25 protein-coding genes and 1 pseudogene are annotated in these 24,800 nt (G+C 67.9%); 14 read left to right on the top strand and 12 right to left on the bottom strand.

Annotated features, from left to right (window positions below; all coding sequences use genetic code 11):
* Nucleotides 1–6: 6 nt before the first annotated feature.
* From A5658_RS15845 to A5658_RS15830, 4 genes are all read right to left on the bottom strand, one after another.
* Nucleotides 7–1,638, bottom strand: a complete 1,632-nt coding sequence (locus A5658_RS15845; RefSeq protein WP_197503138.1) for an ABC transporter permease — start codon at nucleotides 1,636–1,638, stop codon at nucleotides 7–9.
* Complete coding sequence (locus A5658_RS15840; RefSeq protein WP_067337016.1) at nucleotides 1,635–2,540, bottom strand: ABC transporter ATP-binding protein; 906 nt, start codon at nucleotides 2,538–2,540, stop codon at nucleotides 1,635–1,637. Before A5658_RS15840 ends, A5658_RS15845 begins: the two co-directional genes overlap by 4 nt.
* Nucleotides 2,527–3,171 carry a TetR/AcrR family transcriptional regulator gene (locus A5658_RS15835; protein ID WP_067336902.1) on the bottom strand — a complete coding sequence of 215 codons (645 nt, stop codon included), beginning with the start codon at nucleotides 3,169–3,171 and terminating at the stop codon, nucleotides 2,527–2,529. The genes A5658_RS15840 and A5658_RS15835 overlap by 14 nt, the downstream gene beginning before the upstream one ends.
* Before the next feature lie 87 nt (nucleotides 3,172–3,258).
* A complete protein-coding gene (locus A5658_RS15830; RefSeq protein ID WP_067337013.1) occupies nucleotides 3,259–3,924 on the bottom strand; it encodes an O-methyltransferase in 666 nt (221 codons plus the stop codon).
* Nucleotides 3,925–4,111: 187 nt separating this feature from the next.
* Here A5658_RS15830 and sigE point away from each other — a divergent pair, with 187 nt between their 5' ends.
* From sigE to tatB, 4 genes are all read left to right on the top strand, one after another.
* A complete protein-coding gene (gene sigE, locus A5658_RS15825) occupies nucleotides 4,112–4,864 on the top strand; it encodes an RNA polymerase sigma factor SigE (protein WP_067336899.1) in 753 nt (250 codons plus the stop codon).
* Between the two features lie 105 nt (nucleotides 4,865–4,969).
* Nucleotides 4,970–5,431, top strand: a complete 462-nt coding sequence (gene rseA / locus A5658_RS15820; protein WP_082993204.1) for an anti-sigma E factor RseA — start codon at nucleotides 4,970–4,972, stop codon at nucleotides 5,429–5,431.
* 86 nt (nucleotides 5,432–5,517) lie between these two features.
* The gene (locus A5658_RS15815) at nucleotides 5,518–7,017 is read left to right on the top strand and encodes a S1C family serine protease (RefSeq protein WP_067336896.1); all 1,500 of its coding nucleotides are present in this window, start codon (nucleotides 5,518–5,520) and stop codon (nucleotides 7,015–7,017) included.
* On the top strand, nucleotides 7,017–7,415 hold the full coding sequence (gene tatB, locus A5658_RS15810) for a Sec-independent protein translocase protein TatB (RefSeq protein ID WP_067336893.1): 399 nt from the start codon (nucleotides 7,017–7,019) through the stop codon (nucleotides 7,413–7,415). The genes A5658_RS15815 and tatB overlap by 1 nt, the downstream gene beginning before the upstream one ends.
* A 57-nt stretch (nucleotides 7,416–7,472) precedes the next feature.
* Here tatB and A5658_RS15805 read toward each other — a convergent pair whose 3' ends face one another.
* The 4 genes from A5658_RS15805 to A5658_RS15790 all read right to left on the bottom strand — a co-directional run bounded on the left by A5658_RS15805 (nucleotide 7,473) and on the right by A5658_RS15790 (nucleotide 12,184).
* Entirely contained in the window at nucleotides 7,473–8,603 is a 1,131-nt protein-coding gene (locus A5658_RS15805) for an Mrp/NBP35 family ATP-binding protein (protein WP_067336890.1), read from the bottom strand.
* A gap of 100 nt (nucleotides 8,604–8,703) precedes the next feature.
* Nucleotides 8,704–9,939, bottom strand: a complete 1,236-nt coding sequence (locus tag A5658_RS15800; RefSeq protein ID WP_082993203.1) for a lytic transglycosylase domain-containing protein — start codon at nucleotides 9,937–9,939, stop codon at nucleotides 8,704–8,706.
* Nucleotides 9,940–10,346: 407 nt separating this feature from the next.
* Nucleotides 10,347–10,892, bottom strand: coding sequence for a DUF1003 domain-containing protein (locus tag A5658_RS15795; RefSeq protein WP_067336886.1), 546 nt, complete (start codon nucleotides 10,890–10,892; stop codon nucleotides 10,347–10,349).
* Nucleotides 10,889–12,184, bottom strand: a complete 1,296-nt coding sequence (locus A5658_RS15790) for a magnesium transporter MgtE N-terminal domain-containing protein (protein WP_067336884.1) — start codon at nucleotides 12,182–12,184, stop codon at nucleotides 10,889–10,891. Before A5658_RS15790 ends, A5658_RS15795 begins: the two co-directional genes overlap by 4 nt.
* Nucleotides 12,185–12,207: 23 nt before the next feature.
* On the opposite strand from A5658_RS15790, the gene A5658_RS15785 reads away from it, so the two are divergent.
* A complete protein-coding gene (locus A5658_RS15785) occupies nucleotides 12,208–13,179 on the top strand; it encodes a CoA ester lyase (RefSeq protein ID WP_082993199.1) in 972 nt (323 codons plus the stop codon).
* Nucleotides 13,180–13,184: 5 nt separating this feature from the next.
* Here A5658_RS15785 and A5658_RS15780 read toward each other — a convergent pair whose 3' ends face one another.
* Nucleotides 13,185–13,694: a DUF4190 domain-containing protein gene (locus tag A5658_RS15780; protein ID WP_067336878.1), complete on the bottom strand. Its 510-nt coding sequence runs from the start codon at nucleotides 13,692–13,694 to the stop codon at nucleotides 13,185–13,187.
* Nucleotides 13,695–13,885: 191 nt separating this feature from the next.
* On the opposite strand from A5658_RS15780, the gene A5658_RS15775 reads away from it, so the two are divergent.
* The 6 genes from A5658_RS15775 to A5658_RS15750 are packed head-to-tail and all read left to right on the top strand — an operon-like array spanning nucleotide 13,886 to nucleotide 19,276.
* Nucleotides 13,886–14,416 (top strand): general stress protein, encoded by a 531-nt coding sequence (locus A5658_RS15775; protein ID WP_067337004.1) that lies wholly within the window; start codon nucleotides 13,886–13,888, stop codon nucleotides 14,414–14,416.
* Between the two features lie 3 nt (nucleotides 14,417–14,419).
* Nucleotides 14,420–15,811, top strand: a complete 1,392-nt coding sequence (locus A5658_RS15770) for an extracellular solute-binding protein (RefSeq protein ID WP_067336874.1) — start codon at nucleotides 14,420–14,422, stop codon at nucleotides 15,809–15,811.
* An 8-nt stretch (nucleotides 15,812–15,819) separates the two neighbouring features.
* Nucleotides 15,820–16,683: a carbohydrate ABC transporter permease gene (locus A5658_RS15765; protein ID WP_082993202.1), complete on the top strand. Its 864-nt coding sequence runs from the start codon at nucleotides 15,820–15,822 to the stop codon at nucleotides 16,681–16,683.
* A complete protein-coding gene (locus tag A5658_RS15760; protein WP_067337007.1) occupies nucleotides 16,673–17,497 on the top strand; it encodes a carbohydrate ABC transporter permease in 825 nt (274 codons plus the stop codon). The genes A5658_RS15765 and A5658_RS15760 overlap by 11 nt, the downstream gene beginning before the upstream one ends.
* Nucleotides 17,498–17,501: 4 nt before the next feature.
* Complete coding sequence (locus A5658_RS15755; protein ID WP_067336865.1) at nucleotides 17,502–18,689, top strand: ABC transporter ATP-binding protein; 1,188 nt, start codon at nucleotides 17,502–17,504, stop codon at nucleotides 18,687–18,689.
* The gene (locus A5658_RS15750) at nucleotides 18,686–19,276 is read left to right on the top strand and encodes a suppressor of fused domain protein (RefSeq protein WP_067336862.1); all 591 of its coding nucleotides are present in this window, start codon (nucleotides 18,686–18,688) and stop codon (nucleotides 19,274–19,276) included. Before A5658_RS15755 ends, A5658_RS15750 begins: the two co-directional genes overlap by 4 nt.
* Before the next feature lie 3 nt (nucleotides 19,277–19,279).
* On the opposite strand, the gene corA is transcribed toward A5658_RS15750, so the two are convergent.
* Nucleotides 19,280–20,401: a magnesium/cobalt transporter CorA gene (corA, locus tag A5658_RS15745; RefSeq protein WP_067336858.1), complete on the bottom strand. Its 1,122-nt coding sequence runs from the start codon at nucleotides 20,399–20,401 to the stop codon at nucleotides 19,280–19,282.
* A 197-nt stretch (nucleotides 20,402–20,598) separates the two neighbouring features.
* Here corA and A5658_RS15740 point away from each other — a divergent pair, with 197 nt between their 5' ends.
* The 3 genes from A5658_RS15740 to A5658_RS15730 are packed head-to-tail and all read left to right on the top strand — an operon-like array spanning nucleotide 20,599 to nucleotide 23,683.
* Entirely contained in the window at nucleotides 20,599–21,588 is a 990-nt protein-coding gene (locus A5658_RS15740; RefSeq protein ID WP_067336855.1) for a malate dehydrogenase, read from the top strand.
* A gap of 59 nt (nucleotides 21,589–21,647) precedes the next feature.
* Nucleotides 21,648–22,838 (top strand): NADP-dependent malic enzyme, encoded by a 1,191-nt coding sequence (locus A5658_RS15735; RefSeq protein ID WP_067336852.1) that lies wholly within the window; start codon nucleotides 21,648–21,650, stop codon nucleotides 22,836–22,838.
* Nucleotides 22,835–23,683: a glycine betaine ABC transporter substrate-binding protein gene (locus A5658_RS15730; RefSeq protein WP_067336850.1), complete on the top strand. Its 849-nt coding sequence runs from the start codon at nucleotides 22,835–22,837 to the stop codon at nucleotides 23,681–23,683. The genes A5658_RS15735 and A5658_RS15730 overlap by 4 nt, the downstream gene beginning before the upstream one ends.
* On the opposite strand, the gene A5658_RS15725 is transcribed toward A5658_RS15730, so the two are convergent.
* Together A5658_RS15725 and A5658_RS15720 are read right to left on the bottom strand one after the other, a co-directional pair.
* Nucleotides 23,680–24,510, bottom strand: a complete 831-nt coding sequence (locus A5658_RS15725; RefSeq protein ID WP_067336847.1) for an SDR family oxidoreductase — start codon at nucleotides 24,508–24,510, stop codon at nucleotides 23,680–23,682. The genes A5658_RS15730 and A5658_RS15725 overlap by 4 nt on opposite strands.
* A gap of 211 nt (nucleotides 24,511–24,721) precedes the next feature.
* Nucleotides 24,722–24,800 (bottom strand): annotated as a pseudogene (locus A5658_RS15720) (type VII secretion protein EsxI); the annotation flags it as partial.

The raw sequence follows: 24,800 nt of genomic DNA, 5'->3' as shown, positions 1-24,800 counted from the left end.
CTTCCATTACGCTTGCACATCCCGGCGGCGGAAAGCCGCCAATCCCACGGCGATCAACCCGGCGTCGATCGCCAACAGCGAGACCAGAGGAACCGCGGTGAAGGCATGCCCGTACACCGACGGGATGTGGGCGAACGGCTCCAGGTCGAGCACCCACTGCGGAAGGCCCGCCAGCTCTCCGATCAGATACAGCGCGACGAACCCGACCAGCACGCCCCAAGACAGCGGACTGAGTCGAGGCGCCAACCCGAACAGCGCGACGGCCACCGCGGCGGGCAGCCACACCGCCGGCAACTGGACCAGGGCGGTGCCCACGACCATCAGCAGCTTCCCGCCGACGTCGTGGGCGGCGATGCCGTAGGTCAGCCCGGCGACCGCGCCGGCGAGCACGATCGCCAGCGCCGAGCCGGCCAGCGCGAGCACCAGATGCCCGGTCAGCCAACGGCTTCGGCTCACCGATCCGCTCAACAGCGTCTCGGCGCGTTGACCGGCTTCTTCCTGATGGAGTCGCAGCGTCAGCGAGACGGCGAACGCGGCTGCCATCATGCCCAGCATGCCGAACGCCGCGGCGACGAACGCCTCCTCCACGACCTGGCTGCCGCCCATCCGGACGACGATGTCACGCGCGGTGTTGCCACCGAGTTCGTCGCCGATGCCGTGCACGATGCTGCCGATCAGCAGCCCGTACAGGCAGAGCCCGACGGCCCACAGCAGCAGCGCGCCGCGGTCCAATCGCCAGGACAAACCGAAAGCGTTGCGCAGCAACGCCGTTGCGCCGCCAGGACCGGGTCGCTCGGCGATCAGGCCCGCACCGACGTCGCGCCCGGCGAGCAGTCGGTAGGCCAGCGCGGTCAGTAGCGCCGTAGTCGCGAGGTGTAGCAGCAGCACCCACCACCGGTCGCCGGCGTACGGACGAACCTGCAGTGACCAGCCCAGCGGCGAGAACCACGACAGCGCTCCGGACCCGGCGTCGCCGGCGGCGCGCAGCGTGAAAGCGGCGGCCAGAGCGGCGAAGGCGGCCCCGCGCGAGAATCGCGCGCTCGTCGAAAGCTGTGCTGCCACAGCGGCTACCGCGGTGAACACCAAGCCCGAGCAGGCCAGCGCGGCGCCGAAGGCCAGCGACCCGGCCGCGGGAACGTTGGTGCCGAGTAGGCCCGCTGCCCCGATCACGCCGGTGAGCAGCGATGCCCCGAACGACAGCAGCAGGGCGGCGGTGAGGCTCGCATAGCGGCCCACCACGGTCGAATCGATCAGTTCGGCGCGGCCGGTTTCCTCGTCGGCACGGGTGTGCCGGATGACAGTGAGGATCACCGCCACGCCGATCAGCAGATGGAACATGCCGGCCTTCCAGATGCCGGTCGCGCCGAGGCTGTCGTTGTAGATGTTTCCGTACAGCGCCCGCTGGGCCGGGCTGGCCATGATCATCGCGGCGAAGCCGGCCCGGGCCGCCTGGTCGGGGTAGACCTTTTCGATGCTGCCGACGTACACGGTGGCCAGCGGCATCGACAGCAGTAACACCCAGAGCGGCAACACGATTCGGTCGCGGCGAAGATAGAGCCGTTGCATCCCGAGAGTGCCGGTGAACGACGAGCGGTGTGCCGGCGCCGGCGCGGGCGGTCGTTCCAGCGTGGTGGTCATGAGCGCGCCAATTCACGCTGACCGTCGGCGCCGTAGTGCCGCATGAAGAGTTCTTCGAGCGTGGGCGGCTGGCTGACCAGGCTGCGCACGCCGGTGTGACCGAGTACCCGGATGAGCTCACGCAGGCCCTCGCCGTCGACATGGGCGTGCAGCACGGTCCCGTCGTAGCTGACGTCCTCGACACCGCGGATGTGGGTGAGGTCGCCCGGGTCGCGCAGCAAGTCGGCGGTGATGGTCGTGCGGCTGAGGTGTCGCATCGATTCCAGGGTTCCGCTTTCGACCGTCCGGCCGGCGCGGATGATCGTCACGCGCTGGCACAGCCGCTCGGTCTCGGCCAGGATGTGGCTCGACAGCAGCACCGTGGCGCCGCGATCGCGGGCCTCGGCGACACACTGCTGAAAGATGTTCTCCATCAACGGGTCCAGCCCGCTGCTCGGCTCGTCGAGCAGCAGCAGCCGGGCCCGCGACGAGAAGGCCGAGATCAGCGAGACCTTCTGCCGATTGCCCTTGGAGTAGGTGCGGGCCTTCTTGTGCGGGTCGAGTTCGAAGCGCTCGATCAGCTCGGCGCGCCGCTTCTCGTCGATGCCGCCGCGCATACGGGCCAACAGGTCGATGGTCTCGCCACCGGTCAGGTTGGGCCACAGCGTGACGTCGCCCGGCACATAGGCGAGGTGGCGGTGCAGGTCGACGGCGTCGGCCCAGGGGTCGGCACCGAGGAGGCGCACGGTGCCGCCGTCGGCTTTGACCACGCCCAGCAGGATCCGGATCGTGGTCGACTTCCCGGCGCCGTTGGGCCCGAGAAAGCCGTGCACTTCGCCCTCGCGCACGGTCAGCTCCAGGCCGTCCAGCGCCCGGGCCTTGCCGAAAGCCTTTGTCAGGTCGTGAATCTCAATCGGGTGCATCACCATCTCCTTCTTCGGCTTGAGCCAGAAATGCGTCGTACATGTGGCTGTCGGTCATCAGACCGTTGGTGTACAGCTCGAGCGCCGGCAACATCATGTCGTTGGCGTAGTCGCGCAGCACGGTCCGCAGATCGGTTGGGGTCTCATGCATTTGGATATAGAGAAAGAAGCCACCGCCGCCGGTGATCGCCATGTACTTGGCCCGGGCCGCCGGATCCCGGCTGGGCTTCAAGAGCCCGCTGCGGACGCCCTCGTCCAGATAGCCCGCGGTGTTGTCAATCATCGTGCGAAAGAACGTCTTCGCTAGCTCGCCGCCGTCTTGCATGCTGCGCACCAGGTAGGCCGTGATCGGTGCGAATTCCTCGATCTCGGCCAACTGCGCGAACCAGGTCGCCGGGTCGCTGGAGTTCATCGCCTCGGACTTGGTGCTGCGGATCTCCTCGGCAACGTAGTCGTCGCAGGCCTTACGCAACCTGTCCTTGGATCCGAAGTGGTGGATCACGAGTGCCGCGCTCACGCCGGCGGCCTCGGCGATCGATCGCAGGCCGACCCCAAAACCCTGCTCACCGAACCGCTGGATCGCCGCGTCGCGGATCCGGGCCACCGCGGTGAGATCGTCAGCTGAACGCATGTTCAGAAGACTAAACACTCGTTCAGGCGAACGTCAAGCATCCATCCCGCACGAATGCGTCTCCAATTTCTGAGAGGGGTTGCGAACCTAGTCGCGCACGGCGGCCAGCAGGCCGTTGCCGAGCGGCACCAATGCCGGGGTGAGCAGCTCGTTCTCGGCGATCAGCCGTGCCGCCTCGCGCACCGCGGCCACCTCGGCGTCGTGGGCTGCCGGGTCGCCGGCCCGTCCGCCTGCCGCCGCCCCGTGCACGACGATCACGCCGCCCGAACGCAGCAGTCGCACCCCCTCGACCACGTAGTCGGGCTGGTCGAGCGGGTCGGCGTCGATGAACACCAGGTCGTAGGAGTCGTCGGCCAGCCGGGTCAGGACTTCCTGGGCGCGGCCGCTGATCAACCGGGTCCGCGACGGGCCGATGCCGCCGTCGGCGAACGCCTCTTTGGCGATCCGCTGGTGCTCGGGCTCGATGTCGATCGTGGTCAGCACGCCGTCGTCGCTCATGCCGGAGATCAACCACAGGCCGCTCACCCCGGCGCCGGTGCCTACCTCGACGACGGCCTTACCGCCGCTGAGCTTGGCCAGCAGGCTGAGCAGCGCCCCAACGGCCGGTGTGATGGCGCCGGCGCCGATGTCGGCGGCGCGGTCGCGGGCGGCCTGCAGCACGGCGTCTTCGGAAATCGAACCTTCGGCGTGCTCCGAGAGGGACTCGGCCAGACTCTTCGCCGGCGGGCCGGGCGTGTGGTCGGTCGTGGCCATGGCGTGAGCGTAAGTCCAACGGCCGCCCGGGGCGCTCAGGCGGGCCCGCGACACGCTCAACGAATCGGTGTGATCGAAACGTGATGTGATCGATATGCGCAGCGCAACGCGGGTGCCGGAGCAGTTCTTAGCCAAAGCTCAGTGCGATCACATACCGCACACACGCCGATGGACGACGGTATCTCCCATGGAGCGTGGAGGCCGCTGGTCCGGGAATACATCCCGCAAATTTCGCGTTGCGCGCGGTGATGAATTGCCTAGTTTCGACGGCAGTCTGAACCCGGAGGATTTCAACATCACCACCCTGATGAGCCCGTCCAGCATGTCGCACCCCGAGCAGTACCGCGACGCTGACTGGGTCGAGCCCGCCGACGAGCCGTACGGCACCGCGGTGTTCGACGCGACCGGCGACAAGACGGCGATGCCGTCGTGGGACGAGCTGGTTCGCCAGCACGCCGACCGAGTCTACCGGCTGGCCTACCGCCTCTCCGGCAATCAGCACGACGCCGAAGACTTGACCCAGGAAACCTTCATTCGAGTGTTCCGTTCGGTGCAGAACTACCAACCGGGCACCTTCGAAGGCTGGCTGCACCGCATCACCACCAACCTGTTTCTGGACATGGTGCGGCGTCGCGGCCGTGTGCGGATGGAAGCGCTGCCCGACGACTACGACCGGGTGCCGGCCGACGAGCCCAACCCGGAAGAGATCTACCACGACGCGCGGCTGGGTCCTGACCTGCAGGCGGCGCTGGACTCGCTACCGCCGGAATTCCGTGCCGCGGTCGTCCTGTGTGACATCGAAGGGCTGTCTTACGAGGAAATCGGCGCCACGCTGGGCGTCAAGCTGGGAACCGTGCGTAGCCGGATCCACCGCGGGCGCCAAGCGCTGCGCGACTATCTGGCCGCGCACTCGGACAGCTCCGTGGCTGCTGAGAGCTAAAAGACACGCAGCCTCAACGGCTGTTCATTGGTGTTCGGTATCGGTCGGCGCGCTACATTCGAGGTAGTGCCGCGACACCTGACGCGATACCGAGAGGAGCTGGTGATGGTCGAGCGGGGACACGTGTTCCGCCGAGCCTTCTCCTGGCTACCCACCCAGTTCGCCTCGCAGAGCGATGCGCCGGTGGGCGCGCCCCGGCAATTCGGCTCCACCGAGCATCTGTCGATCGAGGCCATCTCCGCGTTCGTCGACGGCGAGTTGCGGATGAACGCGCACCTGCGCGCCGCGCACCACATCTCGCTGTGCCCGGAGTGCGCCGCCGAAGTAGACGGCCACCGGCGGGCCCGCGCCGCACTGCGCGACTCACACCCGATCCGGGTCCCCAACGCGCTGCTGGGATTGCTGTCCCAGATCCCGCACTGCGCGCCCGAGGACGAAACGGAATCCGGGCAGCGCGACCCCGGCACACGAGGCAACAGCGGCCCGCCGCCGCACCGTGGGGAACCGCCCACGATGCGCGATCGATTCTCCGACGGCAGCAGGCGCGATCGCCCAGAGCCTCGGTAGGGTGGTTACCAGTTTGCCCAAGCCGGTGCGCGGCGCCGTGCTCGAATCCATAGCGCTCGTGTGTTTAGCGCTCGGAAGAGGATGACGTGAGCTCCGATCAAGACAACAACGGCGCCCCTCGGCTGGCGCCGCGTCCCGTGTCCCGTCCGCCGGTCGACGCCGCATCACGACAGGCCTTCGGCCGCCCCGACGGCGTGCAGGGCTCGTTCGTCGCCGACCGGGTGCGTCCGTCGAAGTTCCGCGACTCCGCAGAGTTCACCCCCCACACTCAGCCCGCCGACCCGGTTCTGACCGAGGCGTTCGGTCGTCCCTTCCCGGGAGTCGAGTCGCTGCAGCGCCACCCAGCCGACGCCGGCGCACTCGACGACGGCAAAGCAAAGTACGAACTCGAGGATCCCGAAGACCCCTGGCGTGACCCGGGCGCCGCCGCGGCGCTGGGTGAGCCCGCGGTTATGCCGTCAACCCAGCGCTCCGAAGCCGTCCGCGACGTGCTCGGGGTGCGTGACGTGCTGTTCGGCGGCCGGGTCTCATACCTGGCGTTGTTGGTGCTCGCGGTTCTCGCCTTGCTGATCGGTTTGGTCGGCGGTGTGGTCGGACGCAAGACGGCCGAGGTCGTCGAGGCGTTCACCACCTCCAAGGTGACCCTCTCGACGAATCACAACAGCGAGTCACCTGCCGGTCGCTTCGCCAAAGTTGCAGCGGCAGTGGCGGATTCAGTGGTCACGATCCAGTCGGTCAGCGACCAGGAGGGCATGCAGGGTTCGGGCTTCGTGGTCGACGGACGCGGATACATCGTCACCAACAACCACGTGATCTCCGAAGCGGCCAACAACCCGAGCCAGTTCAAGACCACCGTGGTGTTCAACGACGGCAAGGAAGTTCCCGCCAACCTGGTCGGCCGCGACCCCAAGACCGACCTGGCGGTGCTCAAGGTCGACAATGTCAACAACCTCTCGGTTGCGAAACTGGGTGACTCCGACAAGGTGCGGGTCGGCGACGAAGTGCTGGCCGCCGGTGCGCCGCTGGGTCTGCGCAGCACCGTCACACACGGCATCGTCAGCGCGCTGCATCGCCCGATTCCGTTGTCGGGGGAGGGTTCTGACACCGACACCGTGATCGACGGAATTCAGACCGACGCGTCGATCAACCACGGAAACTCCGGTGGCCCGTTGATCGACATGGACTCTCAGGTGATCGGCATCAACACCGCCGGCAAGTCGCTGTCCGACAGCGCCAGCGGGCTGGGCTTCGCGATCCCGATCGATGAGGCGAAAGTCGTTGCGCAGACGCTGATCAAGGACGGCAAGATCGTCCACCCGACACTGGGCCTGAGCGCCCGGTCGGTGAGCAACGCCATCGCCAAGGGCGCACAGGTCGCCAACGTCAAGGCCGGCGGCCCCGCCGAAAAGGGTGGGATCAAGGAGAACGACGTGGTGGTCAAGGTCGGCAACCGCGGAGTCGCCGACGCCGACGAGTTCGTAGTTGCCGTGCGGCAGTTGACCGTTGGGCAGCCGGCGCCGGTCGAGGTGGTCCGCGACGGTCGCCACGTCACGCTCACCGTGACCCCGGGGCCGGACGGCGGCTAGTGTTCGCCAATGTCGGCTGGGGTGAGATCCTGGTCCTCATCGTGGTCGGCCTGGTGGTGCTCGGCCCCGAACGCCTGCCCGGCGCGATCCGGTGGACGTCCACCGCACTGCGGCAGGCCCGCGACTACCTCAGCGGCATGACGACCCAACTGCGCGAGGACATGGGCCCGGAGTTCGACGACCTGCGCGAGCCGCTCTCGGAGTTGCAGAAGCTGCGCAGCATGACGCCGCGGGCGGCGCTGACCAAGCATCTGCTGGACGGCGACGACTCTCTGTTCAGGGCGTTCGACCGGCCGATCGGCGGCCCCGCGGAACACATTGCGCAGCAACCGGTTACGCCACCGCCGTCGACGCAGCCGGTCAGTGGGCCGGCGCCGTTCGACACCGACGCGACCTAGTCCGGTGACCGATGCAGAGCGCAGCGATGAGGAGGAGCCGGACATAGTCGCCTGAGCTCAGTGTCGGCTGGTGTCCAATCCCAGTGACATGCCGGCCAAGCCGCGGCGCCGAGCCGACAAGCCGTCGGCCACGCTCTGCAACTCCTTGCCGACCGGCGAGTCCGGCGCGCTGAGCACCACCGGCACTCCGGCGTCGCCCGCGGCCACCAGCGCCGGGTCCAGCGGAATCTGGCCCAGCAGCGGCACATCGGCGCCCATCGCGCGGGTCAGTCGTTCGGCGACCTGAGCGCCGCCGCCCTCGCCAAACACCTGCATCGTCGAACCGTCCGGCAGCAACAGCCCGGACATGTTCTCCACCACGCCGACCACGCGCTGTTTGGTCTGCAGCGCGATGCTGCCGGCCCGCTCGGCGACTTCGGCCGCGGCAACTTGCGGCGTTGTCACAACGATGATTTCGGCGTTCGGGATCAGCTGGGCGACCGAGATCGCGATGTCGCCGGTGCCCGGCGGCAGGTCGAGCAACAGCACGTCCAGATCGCCCCAGTACACGTCGGCCAGGAACTGCTGCAGCGCCCGGTGCAGCATCGGCCCGCGCCACACCACCGGGGTGTTTTCCTTGGTGAACTGCGCGATGGAGATGACCTTCACCTCGTGCGCGATCGGCGGCAGGATCATCGACTCCACCTGGGTGGGTCGGTCGGTGGTGCCCATCATTCGTGGGATCGAGTGGCCGTGGATGTCGGCGTCGAGCAGGCCGACCGAGATCCCGCGCGCGGCCATCGCCGCGGCCAGGTTGACCGTCACCGTCGACTTGCCGACGCCGCCTTTGCCGGAGGCGATCGCGTACACCCGGGTCAGCGATCCGGGCTGGGCGAACGGGATGACCGGCTCGCGCGAGTCGCCGCGCAACTGCTTGCGCAACTCGGTGCGCTGCTCGTCGTTCATCACGTCGAGGCTGACCTTGACGGCGCCGGTGCCCGGTACGTCGGCGACGGCTTGGCGCACCCGGTCGCTGATTTCGGTCTTCTTCGGACACGCGGCCGTGGTCAGGTAGATCTCGACGTGCACGTCGCCGCCGGGGTCCACCTCGATGCTTTTGACCATCCCGAGCTCGGTGATGGGACGGCGCAGCTCGGGATCGATCACCTTGGCCAGCGCGGCGCGAATGCTTGCGGTCGAATCAGACATCACCGCCGAGTCTAGTGCTGTGACGACGCGGGCCGAGACGGCCCGCTGCGGAGCGGCACCATCAGCAACGGCGACGCGTGTGACGGGCAGAAACGGCCGGTCAGGCCGGGGGGCCGGGCGGTCGGCCGGTCGGCGGCGGTAATTCAGAAGCGGCAGGCGGGGGCGCGACTGGCGGCACCACGGCAGGAGGCGGAGGCGCGGCGATGGGCGCAGGCGCCTGTGGCGGCAAGAACGCGGGCGCCTGCGGCGGCAAGAACGCGGGCGCGACCTGCGGCGGCACCAGACCGGGCGGGCCTTGCGGCGCCAAAGCGTTAAGCGGCGGGGTGTTGAAACTCTGGATGGGACCGGGACCTTGGTCGCCGATGCAGATCACCGTGCAGGATGGGCCGTAGCCGACCGGCCCCTGCGCCGACCATGGCTGACCGTTGCCGGGGTTGCCGCTGAGGTCGATCAGCGGTGTCCGCGCCATCGGGTCAGCCGGTGACAGGCCGTGCATGTTCAGCGGCAGGTTCGGCCCGAGGCCTTCGGCGTTCTCCAGGTGGGCGTCGCCCAGCGGTGGCGGCGGCCCGGTGATCGGCGGCAGGTCGACCGGGATGACGCCGGTGGCGTAGGCCGCCGCCCAGCCCAGCACGTTTTGGGCGTACGGCATCGAGTTGTTGTAGCGCAGGATCGACGCCAGCACCTGCTGCTGGTCGCGCAGGTTCAGGTTGCCGCTGCACAGGTAGCGGGCGGCGGCCAAGGTGGCGTCGTACAGGTTCTGCGGATCGGCCACCCCGTCGCCGTCACCGTCGGAGGCGTAGCGCGCCCAGGTGCCCGGCAGGAACTGCATCGGCCCCATCGCGCGGGCGTAGGCGACGCGTCCGGCGGTGGTGCTTTGGACCACCACCTCGTTGCCGGGCAGCGTGCCGTCCAGGGTCGGCCCGTAGATAGGCCGGACCGCGGTGCCACGGGCGTCGGTGGCGCCACCGCTGGCGTGCCCCGACTCGATGCGACCGATTCCGGCAAGCAGGTTCCAGCTGATGCCACAACCCGGGTCCGTGACGGCCATCATCCGCTCGGCGTTGCGGTACGCGGTCAACGCGACCGCGGGAATGCCCAGCGCACCTGGGCTATTGACCACGAGCGTCGGCGGGGGAGCGGATGCGGCGGCTTCGCCGATATGGAAGCCGATCTTCGGGTGCTCGACGGCAACCACCAGCGGGCCGGTCGGATCGGTCGAGGCCCGCGCGACGGCCGCGACCGGGGTGATCGCGGCGTCGTGCACTGTCGATTTGGCCAACGGAAACGGCGGGGCGCCGGCGCCGTCGACGCTGGGGTAGATCAGGCAGGCGATCATCGCCACGCCGAACGCCGGCGACTTTCCGGTGCGCGTCAGAGTTTGCTGGACGGACGCGCTGACGGACTGCGAGGTTGCCGCGATGGCGGCCAGTGCCACCGGAATCCTGACGGCCTCCGCTGCGCGAACCGCGGCGTCGCGCACGCTTGACGCCGTATTGGCAACGGCGGCAGGCATTTTCGGGGCTTTTGGCGCACGGAGTACCCGCTGCCGCATGGTTGCAAGGGCTGGCCGTACGCCCGAGCGTTCCCCTACCCGCACTCGACCCGCCTCGTCCTCGAGCGTTGTGGGGCCCGCGATTACCGCGTGAGCCTCGTGAACTAGGTCACCATACATAACGCCGGTGGCTCCGGTGACAACAATGGCGGAGTCTCTGCCTGTGAAAACACCGCGTCAGCGCATATGTGTCAATTAGACGAGGCGGCGCGTCTTTCTGAGTCGCCGTCGATGTCGGCGCGGCTACCGGACCCTTCGGGCAGTCGCCCTTCCAGCAGTCCGTGCAGGTCTTCCAGCTCGCGGCGCAGGTGTTCGCGCGTCTTTGCGACGTCGCCGATCGCCAGCCGCAGCGCGGCGAGTTCGCGGGCCAGGTATTCGGTGTCGGCCTTGGTTTCCTCGGCGCGTCGCCGGTCTTGCTCCAGCGCGACCCGGTCGCGGTTCTCCTGGCGGTTCTGGGCCAGCAAAATCAGCGGCGCGGCGTAGGCGGCCTGCGTCGAAAACGCCAGGTTGAGCAGGATAAACGGGTACGGATCCCAGCGCAGGCCCACCGCGAAGACGTTGAGCATGATCCACACCGCCACCACAATCGTCTGGATCAGCAGGTAGCTGCCGGTGCCGAAGAAGCGGGCAATCGACTCGGTGAACTGGCCGACGGCTTCGGAGTCCAGCCGCGGCGCCGACAGCCGCGAGATGCGTGGCTCGTAGAGCCGCGAGCGCGGTGGCGCGGACTTGCTCATGCCTGGCCTCCCGCGGTGCCCAGCGCCGGTTCTTCGGTGGTGTCGCGCCAATCGTGCGGCAGCAGATGGTCGAGCACGTCGTCCACGGTCACCGCGCCCAGCAGATGGTGCTGCGCGTCGACCACAGGCCCGCAGACCAGGTTGTAGGCGGCGAAGTAGCGGGTGAGCATGGCCAGCGACGTGTCGGGCTCCAGCCACGGCAGGTCGGCGTCGACGATGCCGCCGACCAGCATCGACGGCGGTTCACGCAGCAGCCGCTGGATCGCCACGCAACCCAGGTACTGGCCGGTCGGGGTCGCCGTCGGCGGCCGGACCACTAGCACCAGCGACGCCAACGCCGGCGTCAGGTCGGGATCGCGAACGCGGGCCAGCGCCTCGGCGACCGACGTGTCCGGCGTCAACACCACCGGCTCGGAGGTCATCAGCCCGCCCGCGGTGTCGGGGGAGTGCTTCAACAGCCGTCGCACCGGGTCGGAGTCTTCAGGGTCCATCTGCCGCAGCAGCCGCTCGGCCAGCGTCGGCGTCATCGTGCCGAGCAGGTCGGCGGCGTCGTCGGGATCCATCTCCTCGAGGACGTCGGCCGCCCGTTCGTCACCCAACTGCATCAGCAGCTCGGCCTGCTCGTCCTCGGGCAGCTCCTGCAGGATGTCGGCCAGCCGGTCGTTGTCGAGCGCCGCGATCACCTCGTGGCGCCGTTTCGCCGGCAGCTCGCGCACCGCGTCGGCCACCTCGATCGGCCGCCACTTCTCGAATTGATGCAGCAGCTGCGCGACGGCCTGGCCGGGCATGGCCAGCGCCGACGGGGTCAGCCCCTGCACGTTGCGCCAGCCGACGATGTGGGTGGTGCTACGCCGCCCGAGCCGTCGGGGCACCCGCACCGACACCCGGGTGACCATCCAGTCGCGGGTCCGGGCCTGCTCGAGACCGAGGTCGGTGACGACGACGTCGGTGTCGGCCAGCTCGGGCAGTTCGGGGTCGGTGACCCGCACCTTGGTGTCGACGATCTGGCCCAGCACCAGGACTTCGCCGGGACGCTGCTCGAACCGCAGCATCGAGACGTTGTTGGTGTTGAGTGTCACCGCGTTCGGCTCGATGGCCGAGACCCGCAGTATCGGTACGAAAATCCTTCGGCGCGAGGCCATTTCGACGACAAGTCCGAGAACGCGAGGCTGCTGGCGAACGATGCTGATGCTGACCACGACGTCGCGAACTCGGCCGAGGGCCTCGCCCATTGGGCCCAGGACCTGCATTCGCGCCAGCCGCGCGGCGTACACCCTGTTGATCGAGGCCATGGTTCAAAGGGTAGGAGTGAGGTGTGAACAACGCGTACCGGCCCCGTCGCACGTGTCTGTCCGTGCCAGGTAGTAGCCAGAAGATGATCGACAAGTCCAAAGGCCTTCCGGCCGACGAGGTCTTCCTCGACCTCGAGGACGCCGTCGCGCCGGACGCCAAGGCCGAGGCCCGCGGCCGGGTGGCCGCCGCGCTCGCCGCGCCCGGCTGGGCTGAGCAGTTGCGCGGGGTGCGGGTCAACGACTGGACGTCGCCGTGGACGCACGCCGACCTGATCGAGGTGGTCTCCGCCGTCGGCGCGGCGCCCGACGCCAGGCTCGACGTGGTGGTGCTGCCGAAAGTGTCTGACGTGTCGCATGTTCAGGCGCTCGACCTGTTGCTGACCCAATTGGAGACGGTGCACGGGCTGCCGGTCGGTGAGATCGGCATCGACGCGCAGATCGAAGACGCCCGCGGTCTGACGAACATCAACGCGATCGCCGCGGTGCCGCGGGTGCATGCGTTGGTGCTGGGACCGGCGGACCTGATGGCGAACCTGAACACCCGCACCCTGGTGGTCGGCGAGCAGCCCGAGGGTTACACCGAGGGCGACGCGTACCACCACGTGCTGATGACGATCCTGGTGGCCGCCCGTGCGCACGGGAAGGCCGCCATCGACGGGCCGTATCTGAAAGTGCGTGACACCGAAGCATTCCGGCGGGTGGCCGGGCGATCGGCGGCGTTGGGCTACGACGGCAAGTGGGTGCTGCATCCGGACCAGATCGCCGCGGGCAACGAGATCTTCAGCCCGCGGCAGGCCGATTACGATCACGCGGAATTGATCCTGGAGGCCTACGAGTGGCACACCTCGGCGGCCGGCGGCGCCCGCGGCGCGGTGATGCTCGGCGACGAGATGCTCGACGAGGCCAGCCGCAAGATGGCTCTGGTGATTGCCGCAAAGGGACGCGCGGCGGGCATGCAACGGCAGGGCGAGAAGTTCGAGCCGCCGGCCGGCTGAGCCGGTTAGACGACCCCGAACATCGGCGCATGGAACGCCGCGGCCGCGGCGACGACCATGAACAGCACCAGTAGCGCCGCGGTGGCCGAGCCGATCGCGATCCCCGCGATGGCCATCCCGCGGCCCTGCTGACCGCGCTGTTTGATCTGGCCAAGCGCAATGCCGCCGAGCACCGCGCCGACGACGGGAATCAACCACCCGATGTAGCAGAAGATGGCCAGCGGAATCCCGAAGACGACGCCCGCGATCGAGGTGACCAGCGACGCGACGGCCAGGCCGTTGGTCTGCTGCGTCTGGTAACCCAGATACGGGTCGTAGGCGCCCGGGTACGGCGGAGGGCTCGGGTAACCAGGCGGGCCCGGGTACGGCGGTGGTGCGGGATAGCTCCCATACGGCGACGGGTAGGGGTACTCCGGGTAGTTCACCGGCGCCTGCGGGTCGACCGGCGGATGCTGGTACGGCTGCCAAGGGCCCGGCTGATCGCGGTAGGGCTCACCGCCGCCCGGAGCTGTCATGGTGTTCAACCTAGCGTGGCGACCGGCTTGGCAGGCGTTCGCGCAGCTGGCAGGGCCGGGTTTCGACGGTGACAACTTCGCTGCGCACGAGCGTGAAGCTAGCCGCACGGTGGTTGCCGAGCGTGAAGCTAGCCGCACGTTCGTCGACACGGGCCACCCCCGGTGGAGCAAGACAGAGCACAATGAAACCCATGAGCAGCCCATTTCAGCCAGGACAGGTTCCCGGTGCCGGGCCCGGCACCCCGGCCGGGAGTCGGCGCGCTCCCGGATTGCCGACGCCGCCGAAAGGCTGGCCGGTCGGGTCGTACCCCACCTACGCCGAGGCGCAGCGCGCGGTCGACTACCTGTCCGATCAGCAGTTCCCGGTGCAGCAGGTCACCATCGTCGGCGTCGACCTGATGCAGGTGGAACGGGTGACCGGGCGGCTGACGTGGCCGAAAGTCTTGGGCGGCGGTGTCCTCAGCGGGGCCTGGCTGGGCCTGTTCATCGGGCTGATGCTCAGCTTGCTGTTCTCCAGCCCGCATCCGTTGCAGGCGTTGACCACCGGTCTGGTGGCAGGCGTGTTCTTCGGCCTGATCACCTCCGCGATTCCGTATTCGATGGCGCGCGGCACCCGGGACTTCAGCTCGACGCTGCAACTGGTGGCCGGCCGATACGACGTGCTCTGCGACCCGCAAAACGCCGAGCACGCCCGGGATCTGCTGGCCCGCCTGGCCATCTGAGCCGTGCGTCGCCGGTTGGGCGCGGTCGCGCTGGCGGTGCTGTCGGCCGCCTCGGTGCTACCCGGCTGTGCCCGCGACGACGGTCGGATCATCAGCTTCTATACCCCGGCCGGCGACGCCGCGACGTTCACGACGCTGGCGCAGCGCTGCTCTGAGGAGTTCGGCGGCCGGTTCAGCATCCGGCATTTCAGCCTGCCGCGGTCGACCGACGACCAGCGCATCCAGCTGGCCCGTCGGCTCAGCGCCGGCGACCACGCGATAGACATCATCGCGATGGACGTGATCTGGACCGCCGAGTTCGCCGACGCGGGCTGGGTGCTGCCGCTGTCCGACGATCCGGCGCACCGCGCGGAGGCCGACGCCACCGCCGACACATTGGCGGGGCCGCTGTCCACCGCGACGTGGCGGCACCGGCTGTACGCCGCGCCCGTCACCACCAACACCCAATTGCTGTGGTACCGGCCGGATTTGATGGAGAAGCCACCGGCGACGTGGGACGGCATGGTCGGCGAGGCCACCCGGTTGCATGCCGCCGGTGGGCCCAGCTGGATCGGGGTGCAGGCCAACCAGAACGAGGCCGTCGTGGTGTGGTTCAACACGTTGTTGGAAAGCGCTGGGGGACAGGTGCTTTCCGACGACGGCCGCATCGTCACGCTCACCGATACGCCGCAACACCGCGCCGCCACCGTCAAGGCGCTGCAGATCATGAAATCGGTGGCCACCGCGCCGGGCGCCGACCCGTCGGTGACCCGCAGCGACGCCGGCACCGCGCGGCTGGCCTTCGAGCAGGGCCGCTCCGCGCTCGAGGTCAACTGGCCCTACGCGCTGGCGTCGATGCTGGAGAACGCGGTGAAGGGCGGCGTGCCGTTTCTGCCGCTGAACCGTCGACCCGACCTGGCCGGCAGCATCAACGGCGTCGGCTCGTTCACCCCCACCGAGCGGCAGTTCCGCGAGGCATACGACGCCAGCCGACAGGTCTTCGGCTTCGCGCCCTACCCGCGTGTGCAGCCGGGCGAGCCTGCCAAGGTGACGATCGGCGGGCTCAACCTCGCGGTATCGGCGGCCAGCCGCCACAAAGCCGAGGCCTACCTTGCGATCCGGTGCCTGCGCAACCCGGTCAACCAGAAGTACGTCTCGCTGGCTGGCGGCCTGCCGGCCGTGCGTACCTCGCTGTACGCCGACCCGCAATTCCAGGCGAAATATCCGATGTACGAGATCATCCGCAGCCAACTCACCGACCCCGCGGTCCGGTTGGCGACGCCGGCCTACCAGTCGGTGTCGACCCGGATCGCCGCCACGCTGGCACCGATCACCCGGATCGATCCGGAGCGCACGGCCGACGAACTCGCGACGCAAGTGCGAAAAGCGGTCGACGGCAAGGGTTTACTGCCGTGAGCGGCGCCATGAGCGAGCGCCGACTCGCCTTCGTCTTGGTCGCGCCCGCCGCGTTGCTGATGCTGGCCGTCACCGCGTACCCGATCGGCTACGCGGTGTGGCTGAGCCTGCAGCGCAACAACTTGACCGCGCCGGACGACACCCGGTTCATCGGGCTCGGCAACTATCAGACGATCCTGACCGACCGCTACTGGTGGATGGCGCTCGCGGTGACGCTGGCGATCACGGTTGCGTCGGTGTCGATGGAGTTCGTGCTCGGCCTGGCGCTCGCGCTGGCGATGCACCGCACTCTGGTCGGCAAGGGCCTGGTGCGCACCGCGGTACTGATCCCGTACGGCATCGTGACCGTGGTCGCGTCCTACAGCTGGTACTACGCCTGGACGCCGGGCACCGGTTATCTGGCCAACCTGCTGCCGCACGGCAGTGCGCCTCTGACACACCAGTTTTCGTCGTTGGGCGTGGTGGTGATCGCCGAGGTGTGGAAGACCACCCCGTTCATGTCGTTGCTGCTGCTGGCCGGGCTGGCGCTGGTGCCGACCGATCTGCTGAAGGCCGCCGAAGTCGACGGCGCCGGCGCGTGGCGGCGGCTGATGTCGATCACCCTGCCGCTGATCAAGCCGGCGATCCTGGTCGCGCTGCTGTTCCGCACGCTGGACGCTTTCCGGATCTTCGACAACATCTACGTGCTCACCGGTGGCACCGGCAACACCGGCTCGGTGTCGATCCTCGGCTACGACAATCTGTTCAAGGGCTTCAATGTCGGCCTCGGATCGGCGATTTCGGTGTTGATCTTCTGCTGTGCGACCCTGATCGCCTTACTGTTCGTCAAGGTCTTCGGCGCGGCGGCCCCGGGAGGTGGCGATGGGCGCTAGGCGCGCCGCCGGCTGGGTGGTCGTCGACGCCCTGGTCCTGAGCTACGCACTGGTCCCCGTGCTGTGGATTCTCAGCCTCTCACTCAAGCCGACGTCAACGGTCAAGGACGGCAGGCTGATTCCGTCGTCGCCGACGCTCGACAACTACCGCGGAATCTTTCGGGGTAATTTCTTCAGCTCGGCGCTGATCAACTCGGTCGGGATCGGCGTGCTCACCACGGTGATCGCGGTGTTGGTCGGCGCGATGGCGGCGTATGCGGTCGCGCGCCTGGAGTTTCCCGGCAAGCGAGTGTTGATCGGTGCCGTGCTGTTGATTTCGATGTTCCCGGCCATCTCGCTGGTCACCCCGCTGTTCAACATCGAACGCCGGATCGGGCTGTTCGACACCTGGGCCGGGCTGATCATCCCGTACATCACGTTCGCGTTGCCGCTGTCGATCTACACGCTGTCGGCGTTCTTCCGGGAGATCCCGTGGGACTTGGAGAAGGCGGCCACGATGGACGGCGCGACACCGGCCCAGGCGTTCCGCAAGGTGATCGCTCCGCTGGCGGCGCCGGGAATCGTGACCACGGCCATCCTGGTCTTCATCTTCGCGTGGAACGATCTGCTGCTGGCGTTGTCGCTGACCGCCACCGACGCGGCGATCACCGCGCCGGTGGCGATCGCGAACTTCACCGGCAGTTCGCAATTCGAGGAGCCGACCGGGTCGATCGCTGCGGGCGCAATGGTCATCACGGTGCCGATTATCGTTTTTGTTCTAGTCTTCCAACGACGGATTGTCGCGGGGTTGACGTCGGGTGCGGTGAAGGGGTAGCGCGATGGCCGAGATTGTGTTGGACCGGGTGACCAAGAGTTATCCCGACGGCGCGCAGGCCGTGCAGGAGCTCAGCCTCACCATCGCCGAGGGCGAGTTCATCATCCTGGTCGGCCCGTCCGGCTGCGGCAAATCGACCACGCTGAATATGATTGCCGGCCTTGAGGATATCTCGTCGGGGGAGCTGCGGATCGGCGGCGAACGGGTGAACGAGCGAGCTCCGAAGGACCGCGACATCGCCATGGTGTTTCAGTCTTACGCGCTCTACCCGCACATGACTGTGCGCCAGAACATCGCCTTCCCGCTGACCTTGGCGAAGATGAAGAAGGCGGAGATCAGCAAGAAGGTCGAGGAGACCGCGAAGATCCTCGACCTGGTCGAGGTGCTGGACCGCAAGCCCGCGCAATTGTCCGGCGGGCAACGCCAACGGGTCGCGATGGGTCGGGCAATTGTGCGGCAGCCCAAGGCATTTCTGATGGACGAGCCGCTGTCCAATCTCGATGCGAAGCTGCGGGTGCAGATGCGGGGCGAGATCGCCCGGCTGCAGCGACGGCTGGGTACCACCACCGTCTACGTCACCCACGACCAGACCGAGGCCATGACGCTCGGCGACCGCGTGGTGGTGATGCGCGGCGGTGTGGTGCAACAGATCGGGCGCCCCGACGAGCTGTACGAGCGGCCGGCGAACCTGTTCGTGGCGGGCTTCATCGGATCGCCGGCGATGAACTTCTTTCCGGCGCGGCTGACCGCCACCGGACTGAGCCTGGCGTTCGGCGAGGTGACGTTGACCCAGCCCGTCCTCGACCACTTGGCCGCCCACTCGGCACCGGAGAACGTCATCGTCGGTGTGCGCCCCGAACACCTGAACGACGCGACGCTGATCGACGCCTACCAGCGCATCAGCGCGCTGAATTTCGAGGTGAACGTCGACATGGTCGAGTCCCTGGGCGCCGACAAATACGTCTACTTCACCGCCGAAGGCCCCCCGGTGCATTCCGAGCAACTGTCCGAGCTGGATGAGCTGGACGCCGAATCCGGTTCCGCGGAGCACGAATTCGTCGCCCGGGTGCCGGCTGCATCCAAGGCCGCGAAGGGCGCGAAACTCGAATTGGCTTTCGACACGACGCAGATCGCGGTGTTCGACCCCGAGACCGGGGTGAACCTGACGGTCGCTGCGACGCCCGACAAGTGACCGGCCCGCTGGACCGAGTCCGAGCGCATCTGGACAGGCATTTCGACGACGCCGAACCCGACGTCGCCAGCGTGACGTTTCTGGGCACCGAGCCGGTCGACGTGCTGCGCTACCGCGTCGACGACACCGTGAGCTACGTCTCGCTGGGTTGCTCGCGGCATCCGATGGTCGACCCGACCGCCATGGTCGCCGATCCCGAACTAGGCCCACGTGCCGAAGTCGTTCTGCGCCTATGCAATACGCAGGCGATCACCGGGTTGGCCCGCAGCCTGGCTATCGTCGCGGCGTCGCCGGCGGTCGAGGGCGTGGTGCTGACCACCGACGCGCTGGTCGACCTCGGCGGCCCGCTCTGGATGCATCCTTCCGCGCGGGTACCGTTCACCGCGGTGCTGTTGGGCGAGAGCGACATTGCCGACCTGCCGCTGGACCCGCCCCGCGATCCGGTGCGCTTTTTGTCCGCGACGCCGATCACCGCGACCGAGGCCGCCTGGGTCCGGTTGAAGGGCGCCGACGCGATGCGTGAGGCATGGCGCAGCGACGGGGTCGATGTCCTGGACCCCAATCGCCCTGCCGCGCAACCGCGTTAGGCGCTACAACCAGCCGTTACGCCGGAAGTTGCGATACAGCAGCATGCAGATCGCCGCGGTGCCGAAGATGGTCGTCGGGTAGCCCCAGTGCCACTTCAGCCCGGGCATGTACTCGAAGTTCATCCCGTAGATGCCTGCCACCATCGTCGGAATCGCCAGCAGCGCCGCCCACGCCGACATCTTGCGCATGTCGGTGTTCTGCTGCATCTCGACCCGGGCCAGCGCCGCCTGCACCAGCGAGCTGAGGTTCTCGTCGTAGCTGGCGATCTGGTCGGCGGCGTGGGTGTGGTGGTCGCCGACGTCACGCAGATAGCGCCGCACTTCCTTGGAGATCAGGTCCTTGTGTTCGGTCTGCAGCCGGGCGAACGGCACCGACAGCGGGTTGACCGATCGACGTAGCTCGACCACCTCGCGCTTCATCTGATAGATCGGCTCGATCCGGGTGCGGTGTTCGGGGGCGAACGCCTCCTCCTCGATCGCGTCGATGTCGCGTTCCATCGACTCGGTGACCTCAAGGTAGTGGTCCACCACCGTGTCGGCGATCGCGTGCATCACCGCGAACGGCCCCAGCTGCATGTGCTCGGGGTCGGCGTCCATTCGCTTACGAACGTCTGTCAGCCGCCCGTGGTCGCCGTGGCGGACGGTCACCACCACGTCCCGATTGACGAAGATCATGATTTCGCCGGTCTCGACGATTTCAGGGGCCGACAGAGCGGACTCGTGCGGCAGGTAGTTCAGCGTCTTGAGCACCAGGAACAGCGACTCGTCGTAGCGCTCCAGCTTGGGCCGCTGGTGGGCGCAGACCGCGTCCTCGATGGCCAGCTCATGCATGCCGAACGCCTCGCCGACCTCCTGCATCTGATGCTCGGTCGGTGCGTGCAGGCCGATCCAGGCGAAGGCTCCCAGGCCGCTGAGCTGGAGCTCGCTGACCTTCGCGCGAGCCTCGGCGTAGCTGAACGTCCCGGGCACCCGCTCGCCGTTGACGTAGATCCCACAGTCCACGACCGCCTGGTCGGCAGTCAGACCCTCCTGCGGGGGCTGCGGATGCGGAGGCTCGTCCCGCTGGGGCCGTGCCAGTGGACGCAGTGTCTCGGGGATATCGCGTAGTTCTCGAAACGAAGGCATCCGTAACCTCCCATCTGCAGCGAGAATCCGATAAAGCCTCGGTCATGCTACGCGCGTTAAATGGCGAGCGCCTGGCAGCGGATGGCGCAGCTCACACCGAGGCGGGGTAGGGATTTTCCGCCTGCGGCGGTGCGCTAGTTTCGACCCGACGCATAGCGCATCAAGCTGCCCCACACTCCACTTAAGGAGCCAACGACGTGAGCACTACACCCCTGAAGGTTGCCGTCACCGGTGCCGCCGGCCAGATCGGCTACAGCCTGCTGTTTCGCCTGGCCAGCGGCTCGCTGCTGGGCCCCGACCGCCCGATCGAGCTGCGGCTGCTGGAGATCGAGCCCGCGCTGAAGGCCCTCGAGGGTGTGGTGATGGAGCTTGACGACGGCGCGTTCCCGCTGTTGTCGGGCGTGCAGATCGGCGCCGACCCGAACAAGATCTTCGACGGCGTGAACCTGGCGCTGCTCGTCGGCGCCCGCCCGCGCGGACCGGGCATGGAGCGCGGCGACCTGCTGGAGGCCAACGGCGCGATCTTCACCGCGCAGGGCAAGGCGCTGAACTCCGTCGCCGCCGACGACATCCGCATCGGCGTCACTGGTAACCCGGCCAACACCAACGCGCTGATCGCGCTGAACAACGCGCCCGACATCCCCAAGGAGCGGTTCTCCGCGCTGACCCGCCTGGACCATAACCGGGCCATCTCGCAGCTGGCCAAGAAGACCGGAGCCAAGGTCACCGACATCAAGAAGGTCACCATCTGGGGCAACCACTCGGCCACCCAGTACCCGGACATCTTCCACGCCGAGATCAACGGCAAGAACGCCGCGGAGGTCGTCGGCGACGAGAAGTGGATCGCCGACGAGTTCATCCCCACCGTCGCCAAGCGCGGCGCGGCGATCATCGACGCCCGCGGTAGCTCGTCGGCCGCCTCGGCAGCGTCGGCCACCGTCGACGCGGCCCGTGACTGGCTGCTGGGCACGCCCAAGGACGACTGGGTCTCGATGGCCGTCTACTCCGACGGCTCCTACGGCGTGCCCGAGGGCCTCATCTCGTCGTTCCCGGTGACCACCAAGGGCGGCGACTGGAGCATCGTGCAAGGCCTGGAGATCAACGACTTCTCCCGCAGCCGGATCGACAAGTCGACCGCCGAGCTCGCCGACGAGCGCAGCGCGGTCACCGAGCTGGGCCTGATCTGAACCGTCCAGCGGCAATCGTCGATTAGGGCTACTAATGAGTAGTCAGTACGCTGGGCACTGTGTCTGAGTTGATTGAATCGATACAGACCCACATGGATGACGACGCGATCACCGATGCGGAGATCTTCGACGCGCACTCTGGGGGCAAGCTTTCCGTCGGCCTGACGACGTCGCTGGACAGCCAGCGCGCGCTGTCGATCGCGTACACGCCGGGCGTGGCACAGGTGAGCCGCGCGATCGCCGCCGATCACACGCTGGCCGCGCGCTACACCTGGTCGGGGCGGCTGGTGGCGGTGGTCAGCGACGGCAGCGCGGTGCTGGGGCTGGGCGACATCGGGCCGGCCGCGTCGCTGCCGGTGATGGAAGGCAAGTGTGGGCTGTTCAAGGAGTTCGCCGGCCTGGACGCCATCCCGATCGTGTTGGACACCAAAGACCCCGACGAGATCGTCGAGACGCTGATACGGCTGCGCCCGACGTTCGGTGCGGTGAATCTCGAGGACATCTCCGCGCCGCGCTGTTTCGAGATCGAACGCCGCGTCAGCGAAGCGCTGGACTGCCCGGTGATGCACGACGACCAGCACGGCACCGCGATCGTGGTGCTGTCCGCGCTGATGGGCGCCGCGACCGTGCTCAACCGCGACATGACCAAGCTGCGGGTCGTCGTCTCCGGCGCCGGGGCGGCTGGCATTGCGTGCGCCAATCTGCTTCAGGCCAAGGGTATTTCGGACATCATCGTGCTCGACTCGCAGGGCATTCTGCATCGCGACCGGGCCGGCATGAACGGGGTCAAAGCCGAACTCGCGGCACGCACCAACCCGCTCGAGCGCGTCGGCGGCATGGTCGAGGCGCTCGAAGGTGCGGACGTCTTCGTCGGTGTCTCGGGCGGCGTGGTTCCGGAGGAACTGATCGCGACGATGGCGCCCAAGAGCATCGTGTTCGCGCTGTCGAATCCCGACCCGGAAGTCCACCCGGATGTGGCGGCGCGGCATGCGGCGATTGTCGCCACCGGGCGCAGCGATTTCGCGAACCAGATCAACAACGTGCTGGCCTTCCCCGGCGTGTTCCGTGGCGCACTGGACGCTCACGCTCGCCGAATCACCGAAGAGATGAAAATGGCTGCGGCCGAAGCGATTTACTCCGTCGCCGTCGACGACTTGGCGCGGGACCGGATCGTTCCGAGCCCGCTGGATCCGCGGGTCGAGCCGGCGGTCGCCGCCGCCGTCGCGGCCGCTGCAGATAACGCGGAGTGAACACCGGCCGCTTCGCGGCGCTGGCGCTGACCGCCGCGCTGGCGGCGGCGGGATGCGGTCACCACGCGCAGCGCCCGGCCGAGCTGGTGGTCGGATCCAGAGCCGGGGTCGAGTCGACGCTGCTGGCTGATGTCTACACCGGCGCGCTGCGATCCTACGGTTTTCCGGCTCGCACCGAGCAAGCGCCAGACCCGTTGTCCAAGTTGGACTCCGGGGCGTTTGTCGTCGTCCCCAGCCTCACCGGCCGGGTGCTGCGCACGTTCCAGCCCGGAGCCACCGTGCGGTCCGATGCGCAGGTGTACAAGGCGATGATCGGCGCACTGCCGGAGGGCATCGCCGCCGGCGACTACACCACCGCCGCCGAGGACAAGCCGGCGTTGGCGATCGCGGGATCCACGTCGAAGGATTGGGGCGCAAGCGAACTCGGCGTGCTGACCAAACACTGCGACGGCCTGACGGTCGGGTCGGTGGCCGGTGCGGTGACGCCGTCGGCGGTCGGCGACTGCCGGCTACCCCAGAGTCGTGAATTCGCAGACGATGCAACGCTTTTCGCGGCCGTGAAATCGGGGGAGGTGACGGCGGCCTGGACCACCACGGCCGACCCGAACGTGCCCGGCGACCTGGTGGTGCTCACCGACGGCAAGTCGGCGCTGGTGCAAGCCGAGAATGTGGTGCCGCTCTACCGGCGCAACGAGTTGACGACTCGACAGTTACTGGCGGTCAACGAGGTGGCCGGCGTGCTGGACACCGCCGCATTGGTCGACATGCGACGCCAGGTGGGCGCGGGAGCTGATCCGCAGGCGGTGGCCGACGCCTGGCTGAGCGAACACCCGCTCGGCCGTTAGCGCGACGGCGGCTTGATCCGCCCGACGACGGGCGCGAAGAACCGTTGGTAGCCACCGCCGGTAAGTCGCACGATCGCGTCCAGCACCACGGCGTCCTGGCCGACCAGCACCCGCGGCTTGTTCTTGCGGACGCCGTCCAAGATGATCTCGGCCGCGCGCTGCGGGGTGGTGCTGGCCAGTCTCTTGTCGAACAGATTGGCCGTTTTCTCGGGGTCTACCCCTTCGGCGGCGGTGCCGTTGCGGGCAATCGCGGTCTTGATGCCGCCGGGGTGCACCGATGTGACCTTCACCGGGTGGCGGTTGATCAGCATCTCCTGGCACAGGGCTTCGGTGAAACCGCGCACGGCGAATTTGGCCGAGTTGTAGGCGCCCTGGCCGGCTATCGACAGCAGGCCGAACAGGCTGGAGATGTTGACGACGTGGCCGTCGCCGGAAGCGATCAAGTGCGGCAGAAAAGCCTTGGTGCCGTTGACAACTCCCCAGAAGTCGACGTCCATCACCCGTTCGATCTCTTTGAACTGAGTGACCTCGATGTCGCCGAAGAACGCGATGCCGGCGTTGTTGTAGATCTGGTTGACCTTGCCGTAGTGGTCCTTGATGGTGTCGGCGTAGATCTGGAAGGCCTCGCGCTCGGTGACGTCGAGGCGGTCGCTACGGACCGGAGCGCCGATCGCCTTGAGTTGCTCTTCGGTGGTGGCCAGCCCGTCGAGGTCGACGTCGCTGATCGCCAGCGAGGCGCCCGAGCGGCCGAGTTCGAGGGCCAGCGCGCGGCCGATTCCCGAGCCGGCGCCGGTCACGGTGGCAACTTTTCCGGCAAAGCCTTCCATGCACGCTCCTTGTCGCGGGGTTGCCCTTCAGATTAGCCGGTACCACTGGTACCGCCCGCGTGCGGGCCACCGCGTGAGGCGACATCCCTTTTTACGATTTGTGACCACATCGCGGTGGCGGCACACGAAAACGCCAGCAGGCCCGCAGGGTGCGGGCGCTACCGGCGCCTCGAATAATGTTGAACGCCAACGGTGTTGGCGTTGTTTGGGGTTAGGCCCAGCTGGAGCCGACGGCGGAGTCGGTGGACGACATGTTGTTGCCTGCCGTCTGCACCTTCTGGCCGTGGGCG

Source organism: Mycobacterium sp. 1245111.1, from assembly GCF_001673405.1.
In the GTDB taxonomy this organism is placed as follows: Bacteria; Actinomycetota; Actinomycetes; order Mycobacteriales; family Mycobacteriaceae; genus Mycobacterium.
Note: the sequence above shows the minus strand (reverse complement) of the source record. Positions and strands in the feature narration are given on the sequence as shown.

Bases quoted from the DNA above. Each gene is read 5' to 3' on its own strand.
- A5658_RS15840 (WP_067337016.1), bottom strand. From the start codon at position 2,540: ATGCACCCGATTGAGATTCACGACCTGACAAAGGCTTTCGGCAAGGCC.
- rseA (WP_082993204.1), top strand. From the start codon at position 4,970: ATGGTCGAGCGGGGACACGTGTTCCGCCGAGCCTTCTCCTGGCTACCC.
- sigE (WP_067336899.1), top strand. From the start codon at position 4,112: ATGGAGCGTGGAGGCCGCTGGTCCGGGAATACATCCCGCAAATTTCGC.
- A5658_RS15765 (WP_082993202.1), top strand. From the start codon at position 15,820: ATGAGCGAGCGCCGACTCGCCTTCGTCTTGGTCGCGCCCGCCGCGTTG.
- A5658_RS15775 (WP_067337004.1), top strand. From the start codon at position 13,886: ATGAGCAGCCCATTTCAGCCAGGACAGGTTCCCGGTGCCGGGCCCGGC.
- A5658_RS15830 (WP_067337013.1), bottom strand. From the start codon at position 3,924: ATGGCCACGACCGACCACACGCCCGGCCCGCCGGCGAAGAGTCTGGCC.
- A5658_RS15835 (WP_067336902.1), bottom strand. From the start codon at position 3,171: ATGCGTTCAGCTGACGATCTCACCGCGGTGGCCCGGATCCGCGACGCG.
- A5658_RS15780 (WP_067336878.1), bottom strand. From the start codon at position 13,694: ATGACAGCTCCGGGCGGCGGTGAGCCCTACCGCGATCAGCCGGGCCCT.
- A5658_RS15755 (WP_067336865.1), top strand. From the start codon at position 17,502: ATGGCCGAGATTGTGTTGGACCGGGTGACCAAGAGTTATCCCGACGGC.
- A5658_RS15760 (WP_067337007.1), top strand. From the start codon at position 16,673: ATGGGCGCTAGGCGCGCCGCCGGCTGGGTGGTCGTCGACGCCCTGGTC.
- A5658_RS15845 (WP_197503138.1), bottom strand. From the start codon at position 1,638: ATGACCACCACGCTGGAACGACCGCCCGCGCCGGCGCCGGCACACCGC.
- A5658_RS15795 (WP_067336886.1), bottom strand. From the start codon at position 10,892: ATGAGCAAGTCCGCGCCACCGCGCTCGCGGCTCTACGAGCCACGCATC.
- A5658_RS15805 (WP_067336890.1), bottom strand. From the start codon at position 8,603: ATGTCTGATTCGACCGCAAGCATTCGCGCCGCGCTGGCCAAGGTGATC.
- A5658_RS15725 (WP_067336847.1), bottom strand. From the start codon at position 24,510: ATGGAAGGCTTTGCCGGAAAAGTTGCCACCGTGACCGGCGCCGGCTCG.
- corA (WP_067336858.1), bottom strand. From the start codon at position 20,401: ATGCCTTCGTTTCGAGAACTACGCGATATCCCCGAGACACTGCGTCCA.
- A5658_RS15800 (WP_082993203.1), bottom strand. From the start codon at position 9,939: ATGATCGCCTGCCTGATCTACCCCAGCGTCGACGGCGCCGGCGCCCCG.
- A5658_RS15790 (WP_067336884.1), bottom strand. From the start codon at position 12,184: ATGGCCTCGATCAACAGGGTGTACGCCGCGCGGCTGGCGCGAATGCAG.